Origin of the sequence: Pseudoalteromonas sp. APM04, from assembly GCF_022809815.1 — a bacterium.
Taxonomy (GTDB): Bacteria; Pseudomonadota; Gammaproteobacteria; order Enterobacterales; family Alteromonadaceae; genus Pseudoalteromonas; species Pseudoalteromonas marina.
On sequence record NZ_CP094441.1, the window covers coordinates 2,885,507 to 2,897,551 of the forward strand.

Below are 12,045 nucleotides of genomic sequence, written 5' to 3' on the forward strand. Positions count from 1 at the left end.
GCTACACCTTAGACTTTCTAAAAAAGAGTAAACTTAAGAAAAACGCACTCCCCATAGCGGCCGTGATCACCCCTACTGGCAACTCTTGATTTTGAAGTAAAGAACGAGACAGTACATCGACCCACACCATAAATGTGCCTCCTGCTAAGCTTGTTATTAATAGCCCTGCTACGGTGCCTTGTGAAATAAAAAAGCGCACAATATGTGGCACCATTAATCCAACAAAACCAATACCGCCACACATTGCCACCAGCACAGCGGTTATTAATGAGCTTAAAATTAGCATCAGCAACCTAAATCGATGCACTTTAACACCAAGGGTTATGGCACTTTCGTCACCTAATAACATGGCATTAAGCTGGCGCCTAAAACTAATCATTACGCAGGTGCACAGTGTAATCACTAAAAAGGGTATCCAAAGCGTTGCCCACTGCGCACGTGCAAAACTTCCTAAGGTCCAAAATAAAATAGCTGCAACGGCTTGCGGCTCGCTCCAATAAAGCAACAAACTCGTAAATGCACTAAATAAAAACGAGAGTGCAACACCAGCAAGTAACATAGACTCAACTTGCCCGCCCTGCTGCCTTGTGGCAATTAATATAAGTAAGCTCATTGCTAATAAGCTACCAAGCAAGGCTGCGGCCGAAAGCATAAAACCCGCGCTAATTCCCACAAATGCCATAAGTACAACTACACCAAACGAAGCACCTGACGATATACCGAATAAGTAAGGATCGGCTAGTGGGTTACGTGTCACGGTTTGTAAAATTAGCCCAGCGATAGCTAACCCGGCACCGGCTAAAAACGCCAATAATGTACGGGGCATTCTTAATTCAAAAATAATACGGCTGGTGAATGAAGCATCATTTAAATAAATAAAACTGTTAAATACATCCTGTATTGAGGTATCTGCAGCACCAAAGCTCAATGCTAAAAATAAACTTACTAAGGCAATAGTAATGCAAATAATCAGTGCAACTGAATGGCGTACATGCATTGCTAACATATTATTTGTAACCATAAAAGTAGGTAATATGAGGCGTAACTTTACCCAATTGAGATTCTTGAGGATGGTTACTAACCTGAGCGCATACACCAAATACATCATCAAGCATGTGCTCAGTCAGTACCTCTGCAGGAGAGCCGGTATGCGTTATTTCTCCATTTTTAATGACGACAAGCTCATCACACATAGCGCTAGCCAAATTAAGATCATGAAACGAAGCAAATACTGTAACACCAAGAGACTTTGCCAGCTCCATTACCTGTATTTGATATTTAACATCAAGGTGGCTAGTGGGCTCATCCATAATTAACAGCTGAGGTTGCTGAACAATAGCACGTGCAATGAGTGCCCGCTGCTTTTCGCCCCCAGAGAGCGATTCAAAATTTTGATTTGTGTGCAGCTCAAGCCCTACCGTTTTTATAGCTAGAGTGATTTGTTGTTTTTCGCTTTGCGATGTTGAACTAAATAACGATTTATGAGGCGTTAGGCCAAGAGCCACAACATCAAATAACGACAAATTAAAATGCGATGGCGCCTCTTGTAAAACAACAGCAACGCACTTTGCATATTCATCACTTTTAAGCTGCCAAATATCATGGTTATTAAACTCTATAACCCCTTCATTAGGCTTATTAAAACGATATAAACAACGCAGTAAACTCGACTTACCTGCGCCATTAGGGCCAATTAAGCCCACAAATTTACCTTCGGGTATTTGCACATTAATGTGTTTGAGAATAGGTTTATTTGCTATTCCCCACGAGAGATTTTGAACGTTTAATATTGGTGCTTTAGTTTGCAATACTCTGTCCTAGACACGAGTACCCACTTGTAATGCAACCACCAAAAAGGAGTACATTAAAATTAGCATGAGTAGGCCCGCTCATTAAAAATTGATTTGTATCTGACTTAAAGCATAGCGCTAATTACAGTTGCGGGAACAGTTGAGGAATTGCACCTCATTCCAAATGAAGCTCTATTATGGGCGGGTAAGTAAATAATTTAAAGCAAAAAAAACCGCGCTAATTACAGCGCGGTTAAAAAGGGAGTGTTTTAACTCGTCGTTAAAACTTATATTCCATACCTAAACCTAAGTAATCTTGGTCTACGTTGTTGTCCATATCAAAGCTTGAGTAAAAGCCAAATACTTTAATGTTTTTGTTAAGCTTGTGATCAACACCCACTGAAATAGCTGTTTTATCATCACTATCGTCAAAGTCCATTGCTTGGTACTGAACTTTAAACGTGTTTTTACCCATGTTGTATGCTGCATTTAATAAGTAACCGTCACCTTCAGCTGAACCGTCTACTTTTTCTTGAGTTTGGTACATAGCACCGAGTTTAAAGTCTTCAACTTTACCTTGGATTGACGCACGTACTACATCGTAACCATTTACTTCGCTGTCAGCTGCAATTGAGGCATATACCGCGCTCTTTTTAAGTGCTGAATCACCGTATGTTACAGCCATTGAATAACCGTTATCTGCATCTACATCGTCTTCAGCAATAAAAGTAGCAAGTACTTTAAAGCCTTCGTATGAGTTAGAAGTATACGTGATTGAATCACCTAAACGGTTTTCACCCTTGAATACGTTTTTAATATCGCCTTCAAGGTCATTAAATAAATCGAGTTTACCTTGCGCTTGTTTAAACGCCGTGTCGTTACGACCCACTACTACCTGACCAAACGAGCCTTTAACACCAACATATTGGTTACGCGCAGAAATATTATCGTCGTCGCCTTTTGAGTCTGCATCTGTTACATCAACTTGAAACTCAAACTTATAAACTGCTTCTAAGCCATCGGTAATTTTTTCTGAACCTTTAAGGCCAAAACGAGATGCATTACTTTTAATTTCAGTGAACGACCCTTCGCCGTCATCTGTAGACTGAACAGTCACATTTGCTTTACCGTAAACATCAACGTCAGCAAGTACATTAAAAGATAAACCACTTAGCAAAGCGACACATAAGCTCGATTTTACAAATTTCATGTTATTTCCTCGATAATCACAAAAGACTAATTTTTAAAACGACTGCAGTTTGTCACCACTAAATGACAGAAATATTACAAATGAAATATTTTTGACTTTTAAAGTTAATAAAACTGCATTATTTATGAAATCAAAAGGACATGAACATCAATCATACAAATATGTCCCCACTTAAAATCCAATTACTAAGCATGTGCCTTAATAGTAGGTAGTAAATTTATGAGTGTTTCTATTAGTTCCTTTTGTTCGTTATCTCTATGGTAGGCTACAAATATATCTCTTGACGTATTTTCTACATTTTTTACATGAAATAATTCACCATTTTCTAAATGTTGCTCAACCAAAACATGTGGAATAAATGCGCTACCACCACATTGTAGTATTAAATCTAACGCAATTCGTCCGGTACTTGTTCTAAAGTAAGGAGGCGTTTTACCGGTAAACTGGCGTGCATGCCAAAGTGAAAATGTCGTTCCCCAGTCAACATACACGTACTGATTATCAAAAAAGTTTTCGTTTGTTGCAGTGTCATACCCACTTACAGGAATAATAGGCAGTTCACAAATACGCTCAACAACTAACTCATCTACTTTTGGTGGATCAAATAAAATGGCTAAATCAAGCGTGCGCTCAAGCAATAATCGCGTGCTTTCTTGCTGGGCTTTAACTTCAGCAACCAAAGAGACTCCCGGCATAGCCGACACAATATTAGTAATACCAAACTGCAAAAAGGCATCCCAAATATTAGGCGTCCCTGCCAAGCTAATTTGTTTATGCATATTATCAGCAAGGGCTACATCTACTTTGGCGCGCTGCATACCAGTTATGATCATTTGCGCATGAGGCAACAACCGTTCACCAGGCGCTGTTAATTGAATATTATTACGCTGGCGAATAAATAAATTAACACCAAGCCCTTGCTCTAATTGACGAATACGAAAACTGACCGCCGACTGCGTTATATAGAGGTTCTCTGCGGCTTTACCGAAATGACGCGTGCGCACTACTTCAACAAATGTTTTTAATAAATCGATATCCACTTTTTTATCCTCACGATAAAAATAACTTGTTTAAAAAATTGCCAAACTTGCATCATACTCCAACTAATTAATAGGGTATGAGGATATAGCTATGAGCATTAACATTTCACTACTACGCCAAGCATTTGTTAGCCAACGTCAATTTTATGATGATCAAAATTTTCCACGTGGTTTTAGCCGCAGCGGAAATTTCACCTTATTAGAAGCCAGTATACTAGAACAACATGGCATTGTTTTAAAAGGTTTATATAGTAAGACGATTGAACCACAAAATGAGCACCAAGAAAATTTTGTAGCCGTAGTAACTGGCTCACAAGAACCCACTAATCCGATTGAACGAGCATGGCTGAAATACCTAAAGCTCACTACTTGTAAAACGAAGTTTCATACCTTATTTGGCCGCTCAAAAATATCGAGCCCTGCGCCAATAAATCATGAAAGTTTTTCAGAATCAGATACCCTATAACACACTCAGCTATTTGCTTTTTGGCGCTTTTACGGTTACAAAGTGTATTAAGCAATTTTTTTGCATAATATAAACTGGGTGTTCCGTGAAGCGAAAAATATTAATAGTTGAAGATACACCTGCTATAGCGCTTGTGCAGAAACATATAGCGCTAAAAGTAGGCTACGAAGTAGATGTAGCAGAAACGTTAGCACAAACAAAAATACTAATTAGTCAAAATAATTACTTTTGCGCTGTTGTAGATTTTATTTTGCCTGATGCGCCTAATGGTGAGGCAGTACCGTGCACAATTAACGCAGAAATCCCTACCATTGTCATGACGGGTAGCATTGATAAAAAAAACACGTGATACTGTTGAAAAATTCCCAATAATTGATTACATAATAAAAGAAAATAAACAAGCCTATCAATACCTTGAAAAACAACTTAAGCGTTTGCCTCGCAACGAAAGTGTAAAAGTATTAGTTGTTGATGATTCTATATCTACCCGCCACTATATTGTGAGCTTATTGTTACGTCATAAATATCAAGTATCTGAAGCTGAGGATGGCAAGCAAGCACTTGAAATGTTGGCAAAGTCACCCGACATTTCAGTGATCATCACTGACAACGAGATGCCCAACATGAATGGCGATGAGTTATGCAGTGAAATTCGCAGATTATACAATAACGACGAAAAAGCAATTATTGGTATTTCAGGCGCTGACTCGTCGGAGCTATCTACTTTATTTTTAAAAAATGGCGCAAATGACTACCTCCATAAACCCTTTAATAACGAAGAGTTATATTGCAGGCTAAGCCAAAACGTCGACATGCTTCAACAAATAGCCACAATTAAGCGCCAAGCGAATACGGATTACCTTACTGACCTACCTAATCGTCGTTACTTTTTTGAGCAAGCAAATACGTCTTTAAAAGCGCTCAGCCTTAAAAAGGCAAACGGCTCACTGGCTATGATTGATATAGACCACTTTAAATCTATTAACGACACATATGGCCATGATGCAGGCGATCAGGTTTTAAAAGGGCTGGCTATTTGCTTTAAAAAATACTTTGAAAAATATTTAGTCGCGCGTTTAGGTGGCGAAGAATTTGCCGTTTACTTTGCTGATGAAAACACCCCAGAAGCACTGAAGAGACTGGAAGGGTTTAGGTATTTTGTAGAAAATAACAGCCAAGAGTTTAGTAAAGAAAAAATAAAACTGACCATTTCAATAGGCTTTTCTGGCGGGCCCGTTTATCAAATGGATACATTATTAAAACAGGCCGACCAAAAACTTTATGAGGCTAAAGAAGCTGGTCGCAACCAAGTAACTAGCTAAATAAATAGTTAAGCAACTTCGGCGGCTGTAATGGCCGCTTTTTTACGCTTACGTGATTGATGATAAGAATCCCAACTAAAGATAGCCAGAGCACTCCAAATACATGCAAAGGTAATAAGCCTTTCTGTATCAAATACCTCATCGTAAAACACCACAGCAAGTATAAACATTAAACTAGGCCCTATATATTGAAAAAAGCCTAGGGTTGTATATTGCAAGCGCTTAGCGGCACCTGTAAAGCAAAGCAGCGGCAATGTGGTAACAATACCAGCACTAATAAGAAGTAAATTAGTAAGCCAATCGTTATTTGGCAGGCTTGAAGTAGCAGAAGGTGCCATCATCCACCAATAAACCAACGCCACTGGTAGTAATATTAACGCCTCGAGCAAAATGCCCGGCAACGCCTCAACAGGAAGCTTTTTTCGTAACAGGCCATAAAGTGCAAACGATATCGCGAGTGAAAAAGCAACAACAGGGAACGAGCCAAAACTCACCAACTGTAATATCACACCCGAGAACGCAAGCCCAACAGCCACACCTTGAAATTTTCGGAGGCGTTCACCTAAAAAAAGCATGCCTAATAAAACATTTAACAGAGGATTTATGTAATAGCCTAAACTTGCATCGAGCATATGGTTATTGTTAATCGCCCATATAAATAATCCCCAGTTAAAACCAAGTAGCCCCGAGGTGACAACCAGCATTAGCATCAGTTTGGGCTGTATTATAATGTGCTTAATTTTACGCCAGTACTTTAGAACACTCACCACTAAAATTAAAAATACGACTGACCACACAACACGATGCATTAATATTTCAAATGCAGTCACATGTTGTATTAACTTGAAGTAAATGGGAGCAAGACCCCACATAACAAAAGCAAGACAGGCAAATATTGCGCCTTTACGCTGCTCGGTAACAATTGGCATAGTAAACACTTAGTGATTTAAAAGGTCGCCAGTTTACTCGCCAAATAGGTTTTATCCAACTAAATACGTGCCCGTGCCAAAAGCGATTTGTACAGATTGCTCATTATGTAATTCCATTCGGCACACGCACACTTTATTACCCGAACGAATAAGCGTGGCACTGGCGGTAAACACATCCCCTTTTCCTGGGCGCAAATAATCGGTGCGTAAATCAATAGTGCCCAGTGTTGCTAATTTTTTTTGTACACTGTTCATATCTAAATCGGTCAGCTTATCTATCACACTCGCCGCTGCGAGCATACCACCGACGTTATCGAGCACCGCTGAAATAATCCCACCATGAAGAATTTTTTGGGCTGGGTTACCTATAAAAACATCCTGCCACGGGAATGTAATTTTAGCTTGTTCTGGGCTAAGTGATTCTACCGATATATTTAAAAATTGATTAAACGGCATACCATTTACGAATAGCGCTCCCATTTGTTCAATTAACATTTCTTTATTCATTATTATTCTCTGATATTAATAGGTACATCGAGTAAAACATACCTTGTTTAAAACTACGAGCGTAAAGCTAAAGACATCTTATAAAAAAAACACTAAAATACCCGCCAATGAATACATCTACACTACCTTCAAGCACCTTAGTGCGAAAACCCGAGACTGTCCTCAAGCAAGTGTTTGGTTACAGCGAGTTTCGAGATGGCCAAAAAGCCGTTATTGATGCCGCTTTAAATGCTCAGGACACACTTGTTTTGCTACCCACTGGTGGCGGAAAATCTGTGTGTTATCAAATTCCGGCGTTAGTTCTTGAAGGGGTGACCATTGTTATATCGCCACTTATCTCGCTTATGCAAGATCAAGTCGCGCAGCTTCAAGCTTTGGGTGTAAAAGCGGCATATGTTAATAACAGCCTAGCTCGCGAAGAACAACAACGTGTTTATCAGCAACTTCACCAAGGGCTAATTAAACTATTGTATGTAGCCCCCGAAAAAGTATTACAACGTGATTTTTTAGAGCGATTATCGCATTTAAAAATTAGCTTATTTGCGATCGATGAAGCGCATTGTGTGTCGCATTGGGGTCATGATTTTAGACCGCATTATTTTCGCTTAAACGAACTTAAGCAACGCTTTGCCCACGTGCCTATGATGGCCCTTACAGCGACGGCCGATAAAGCCACACGCTTTGATATTGTTGAACAGTTAAAACTTCAGCAGCCTTACATTCATACTGGCAGCTTTGATAGACCTAACATTCGTTACACCATAGAAGAGAAATTTAAACCTATGGTGCAACTATTACGCTACTTGAAAGAACAAAAAAACCAAAGTGGCATTATTTATTGTACTAGCCGAAAGCGTGTTGACGACATAGCAGAAAAACTTGCCGACGCAGGCCTTAATGCAGCCGCTTACCATGCAGGTATGAGCAACGAACAACGCCAGTTTGTGCAAACAGGGTTTGCCCGTGACGATATTCAAATAGTGGTGGCAACCGTGGCTTTTGGTATGGGGATTAATAAGCCCAATGTACGTTTTGTTTTGCACTACGACATTCCCAAAAGTATAGAAGCGTACTATCAAGAAACAGGAAGAGCAGGACGCGATGGCTTAGCCGCCGAAGCAATTATGTACTTTGACCCTGCCGATATAGGCCGTGTAAGGCGCTTTTTTGAAGATATTGACGACGAACAACGTCGCCGTGTAGAAGAGCAGCGCTTTAATGCCATGGCAAGCTTTGCTGAGGCACAAACGTGCCGCCGTCAGATACTACTTAACTACTTTAGTGAATACCAACGCGAGCAATGTGGTAACTGTGATATTTGCTTAAACCCACCAAAAAGCTTTGATGGTACGCTTGTTGCCCAACAAGCGCTTTCGTGTGTATACAGAGCTGAACAGCGATTTGGTTTAGGATACATTGTAGAGCTATTACGTGGCGCCAATACGAGTCGTATTCGCGATAACAACCACCATCAGTTGAGCACTTACGGCATAGGTAAAGACAGAAGCAGTGAGTTTTGGCTAAGTATTTTACGCCAATTAATCCACCAAGGATTACTAAGCCAAGATATAACACAAGGCGCCTCTTTGCGCTTGACCGAAGCCGCCCGTGCTATATTAAAAAGCGAATACGCGCTGCAATTAGCTGAACCTCGCTTACAAGCAAAACACGTATATCAAGATAAGCTAGCGCAATTTAATTACGATAAAAAACTATTTGCTCGCTTGCGTTCATTACGTAAAGAACTTGCAGATGCCGACGATGTGCCACCGTATGTGGTATTTAATGATAAAACGTTAGCCGAAATGGCGCAGCTAATGCCCACGAACGACAGTGAGTTTTTAAAAGTGTCAGGCGTTGGTTTTACCAAGTTAAACAAATACGGCGGAGCTTTTTTAACAGCAATTCGCAACTACTTAGCCACACAATAAGCCAATTATGAGCAAAATAGATTACGACCACACGCACCAATGCATCATCATTACCCCAACAGAGCCGCCACACGATGAAGACTTTGAGCTGTGGAGTACCTTATTCCTACATTCAGACGATATCGCTATTAGCGAGTATTCGGCGGGAGCGGATAGGCATCAGGTACGTTTTTCTTATAGCCAACAAACGTTTAATTTAAATTACGAGCATTACAGTCAAAGTATTTGGATTAACGGCGAAGGGCCTGAAGCTGAGCACTTATTAGCAGCGCTGGCCTATTACTTAAGCTAAATTAATTATTTTGTTAACACCCATGCTTTTTACTTACAATTAAATAACAATGATGTAAGCTGATATCACGGTAGTCGTTTGCTACGCAGTAGATAAGAGGCTTAATGGTTAGTAATACGTGTTTTTCGCCCTATAGTGTTGGGTTATTTTGTCTTTTTATATTAATGCCTTGCGCCTTTGCTGAGCAATTTCCTTCAAACATTGGTAGCTGCCCTCTTGAATCATCAATACATTTGAGTGAAGAAAAACTACGTCGCCAACTCAGCGATGAAACGCTTCTCGTTGCTACAAAACCAAATGCAAAAATTGCCACTATTACGCTAGAACAACTCAATGTATTTAATACTGCGCTGGAAGAAGAAAATAACGCACTGTTTAGATTTGCTAACCGCGCACACATTCAAACTGAGCCTGAGGTAATTAAAAATTTACTGCTTTTTAACTCTGGCGATATTTACGATGCTAAAAAGCTTTCTGAATCGGAGCGCCTGCTGCGAAAAGAAAGCTACCTATACGACGCACAAATTAGCGCAACAGAAAACTGTGATGGCGATATAGATGTTAAAGTAATTACCCGTGATTTATGGACACTCTTGCCAGAAATAAACTTTAGCCGCAGCGGTGGAGAAAATAAATCGAGTATTGGTTTTAGAGAATCAAACTTGTTTGGCTGGGGTAAAAGGTTGTCTTTTTCTCGTACAACCGACAGCGACCGCAGCGGTTATTTATTTGTTTACGACGATCCTAATATTTTTTCTAGCCGCTACCGTGGTCGCGTAGAGTATGCCGATAACAGCGATGGAAAGCGTCATTTACTTGAGCTTACTTATCCATTTTATGCCATAGACACACCTTACAGCTACGGTATTTTAAGCTACTCAGAGCAGCGAGAAGAATCCTTATATCGGCGTGGTAAAGAAATTAGTGAATTTGATCAAACAACCGAACTCAATCGCATTTTTATTGGTCATTCAAAAGCACTCAGTAATAGATGGACCCAGCGAATTAGCTTAGGTTATGTAGATGAGCAGCATAAATTTAATGCTATTCAAACCACGTTTGAGCCTATAGCTAAAGATAGAAGCTACAGTTATCCCTATATTAGCGGCCATTGGTTTGAGGATAATTTTATTAAGGTGCGTAATTTTGACAGCATTTATCGCACTGAAGATTTAAACCTAGGTTGGAATGCACAAGCATTACTCGGTTACTCAGATGAGTCATTAAGTGATGACGATAGCCGCTTGGTGTATTCGCTTAATGTTAAAACAGCGCATTTTTCTGGCGATAATACGCTTTGGCGTTTTAGCACGAACCTAGAGGGGTTTTGGAACGAAGAACAAAAGCAACTCGAAAACTTTAAAGCGACCTCGCAAGTACAATATTATCTAAATACAAGTGTTGATCAATCCTGGTATGTAAAAGGTCGCGTACAATATGCAAAAAACCTAACAGCCGACCAACAGCTTACCTTAGGTGGCGAGACAGGCCTGCGTGGTTACCCTATGGATTATCAACATGGCGACCGTAGCTTTTTAGTGAACCTAGAAAAACGCTATTACTGGGAGTACGATTTGCTACAATTATTTAAAGTAGGTGGCGCAGGCTTTATAGATATTGGTAGGGCATGGTTTAATGACCAAACAAATGGTGAAAATAATCATGTTCTCAAAAATGTAGGCGTTGGTTTGCGCCTAGCACCAAGTAGAGCAAATGCAAGAACTATGATCCACCTTGATATAGCCGCCCCCATAGATAGCGCCGACGATGTCGACTCTGTACAGTGGCTTGTCAGTGTAAAAAAATCTTTTTAAATAGCTACTTAGCACCAAAATAACACGCTAAACTAAGGCCTTTAAGCTAGTTAAGACTCATCTAACACGTTGCTTTATTTACTACTTTTAATTGTCACATAACTGCAAAAGGCGCTCTTTTGAAATTTTTAGATGTTTTAGAATTAATAACCGATCAATATAAACTCATCGTGACCGTTATTGCCTTGTTACTTTTCCCAGTGCTATTAAAGCTAACTAAAAAGTTACTTGAAAAAGCCATTAAAGGTAAAGTTGATTTGCACCGTAAATACCGCGCAGAGTTACTTCTTAAAATTATTCTTGCCTTTGTCATGTTATGTTTAGTGCTGGTATTTTGGGGTATTGAACTAAGAGGATTATTGGTTCTAGGCTCGTCACTATTTGCAATGTTAGGTGTAGCGCTATTTGCAGCATGGTCATTATTAAGTAACCTGACCGCGTTTTTATTAATGTTTATTCAAAACGACTGCCGTGTTGGCTTTTGGGTACGCATTATCGATGGCGCAAACCATATTGAAGGGCGAATTGTCGAAATGGGCTTAATGAATGTCGTACTTGAACATATTGATGGGCACCGCGTCATTTACCCTAATAACTTATTTGTTACCCGCCCTGTTTTGGTTTTAAACGCAGAACCTAAACCATCAAAAGCACCTGCTGTTAAACGTATTATAGGCCCTAAAAAATCATAATTTTTATATAAAAAAAGCCGCTTTAATGATTAAAGCGGCTTTTTACTAATTG

Annotated in this window: 11 protein-coding genes, 1 pseudogene and 1 riboswitch; of the genes and pseudogenes, 6 read left to right on the forward strand and 6 right to left on the reverse strand. The window is 39.7% G+C overall.

What is annotated here, in order from left to right; genetic code table 11:
* Nucleotide 1: 1 nt before the first annotated feature.
* The 4 genes from MTP24_RS13355 to MTP24_RS13370 all read right to left on the reverse strand — a co-directional run bounded on the left by MTP24_RS13355 (nt 2) and on the right by MTP24_RS13370 (nt 4,040).
* Nucleotides 2–1,006, reverse strand: a complete 1,005-nt coding sequence (locus MTP24_RS13355) for an iron ABC transporter permease (RefSeq protein WP_008128980.1) — start codon at nt 1,004–1,006, stop codon at nt 2–4.
* Between the two features lies 1 nt (nt 1,007).
* Nucleotides 1,008–1,808: an ABC transporter ATP-binding protein gene (locus MTP24_RS13360; RefSeq protein ID WP_058429722.1), complete on the reverse strand. Its 801-nt coding sequence runs from the start codon at nt 1,806–1,808 to the stop codon at nt 1,008–1,010.
* Between the two features lie 75 nt (nt 1,809–1,883).
* A riboswitch (cobalamin riboswitch) is annotated at nt 1,884–2,023 on the reverse strand.
* Between the two features lie 47 nt (nt 2,024–2,070).
* The gene (locus tag MTP24_RS13365; protein ID WP_243531631.1) at nt 2,071–3,000 is read right to left on the reverse strand and encodes a porin; all 930 of its coding nucleotides are present in this window, start codon (nt 2,998–3,000) and stop codon (nt 2,071–2,073) included.
* 185 nt (nt 3,001–3,185) lie between these two features.
* Nucleotides 3,186–4,040 (reverse strand): LysR family transcriptional regulator, encoded by an 855-nt coding sequence (locus MTP24_RS13370; RefSeq protein WP_008128976.1) that lies wholly within the window; start codon nt 4,038–4,040, stop codon nt 3,186–3,188.
* Between the two features lie 91 nt (nt 4,041–4,131).
* Between MTP24_RS13370 and MTP24_RS13375 the strand changes: the two genes are divergently transcribed.
* Nucleotides 4,132–4,506 carry a DUF413 domain-containing protein gene (locus tag MTP24_RS13375; RefSeq protein WP_243531633.1) on the forward strand — a complete coding sequence of 125 codons (375 nt, stop codon included), beginning with the start codon at nt 4,132–4,134 and terminating at the stop codon, nt 4,504–4,506.
* Nucleotides 4,507–4,591: 85 nt separating this feature from the next.
* A pseudogene (locus tag MTP24_RS13380) lies at nt 4,592–5,828 on the forward strand (diguanylate cyclase).
* An 8-nt stretch (nt 5,829–5,836) separates the two neighbouring features.
* On the opposite strand, the gene rarD reads toward MTP24_RS13380, so the two are convergent.
* On the reverse strand, nt 5,837–6,757 hold the full coding sequence (gene rarD, locus MTP24_RS13385; protein ID WP_010556565.1) for an EamA family transporter RarD: 921 nt from the start codon (nt 6,755–6,757) through the stop codon (nt 5,837–5,839).
* A 51-nt stretch (nt 6,758–6,808) separates the two neighbouring features.
* Complete coding sequence (locus MTP24_RS13390) at nt 6,809–7,264, reverse strand: thioesterase family protein (protein WP_171047556.1); 456 nt, start codon at nt 7,262–7,264, stop codon at nt 6,809–6,811.
* A gap of 107 nt (nt 7,265–7,371) precedes the next feature.
* Here MTP24_RS13390 and recQ point away from each other — a divergent pair, with 107 nt between their 5' ends.
* The 4 genes from recQ to MTP24_RS13410 all read left to right on the forward strand — a co-directional run bounded on the left by recQ (nt 7,372) and on the right by MTP24_RS13410 (nt 11,993).
* Nucleotides 7,372–9,195 carry a DNA helicase RecQ gene (gene recQ, locus MTP24_RS13395; RefSeq protein ID WP_008128967.1) on the forward strand — a complete coding sequence of 608 codons (1,824 nt, stop codon included), beginning with the start codon at nt 7,372–7,374 and terminating at the stop codon, nt 9,193–9,195.
* Between the two features lie 7 nt (nt 9,196–9,202).
* Nucleotides 9,203–9,487, forward strand: a complete 285-nt coding sequence (locus tag MTP24_RS13400) for a DUF3630 family protein (protein ID WP_138739873.1) — start codon at nt 9,203–9,205, stop codon at nt 9,485–9,487.
* A gap of 104 nt (nt 9,488–9,591) precedes the next feature.
* Nucleotides 9,592–11,301, forward strand: a complete 1,710-nt coding sequence (locus MTP24_RS13405; RefSeq protein ID WP_243531635.1) for a ShlB/FhaC/HecB family hemolysin secretion/activation protein — start codon at nt 9,592–9,594, stop codon at nt 11,299–11,301.
* Nucleotides 11,302–11,420: 119 nt separating this feature from the next.
* Nucleotides 11,421–11,993, forward strand: coding sequence for a mechanosensitive ion channel domain-containing protein (locus tag MTP24_RS13410; protein WP_243531637.1), 573 nt, complete (start codon nt 11,421–11,423; stop codon nt 11,991–11,993).
* The last annotated feature ends 52 nt before the right edge of the window (nt 11,994–12,045 follow it).

What these genes read in the sequence shown, in the direction of transcription:
- MTP24_RS13355 (WP_008128980.1), bottom strand. Translation starts at nt 1,006, where the DNA reads ATGTTAGCAATGCATGTACGCCATTCAGTTGCACTGATTATTTGCATT.
- MTP24_RS13365 (WP_243531631.1), bottom strand. Translation starts at nt 3,000, where the DNA reads ATGAAATTTGTAAAATCGAGCTTATGTGTCGCTTTGCTAAGTGGTTTA.
- MTP24_RS13375 (WP_243531633.1), top strand. Translation starts at nt 4,132, where the DNA reads ATGAGCATTAACATTTCACTACTACGCCAAGCATTTGTTAGCCAACGT.
- rarD (WP_010556565.1), bottom strand. Translation starts at nt 6,757, where the DNA reads ATGCCAATTGTTACCGAGCAGCGTAAAGGCGCAATATTTGCCTGTCTT.
- MTP24_RS13390 (WP_171047556.1), bottom strand. Translation starts at nt 7,264, where the DNA reads ATGAATAAAGAAATGTTAATTGAACAAATGGGAGCGCTATTCGTAAAT.
- recQ (WP_008128967.1), top strand. Translation starts at nt 7,372, where the DNA reads ATGAATACATCTACACTACCTTCAAGCACCTTAGTGCGAAAACCCGAG.
- MTP24_RS13400 (WP_138739873.1), top strand. Translation starts at nt 9,203, where the DNA reads ATGAGCAAAATAGATTACGACCACACGCACCAATGCATCATCATTACC.
- MTP24_RS13405 (WP_243531635.1), top strand. Translation starts at nt 9,592, where the DNA reads ATGGTTAGTAATACGTGTTTTTCGCCCTATAGTGTTGGGTTATTTTGT.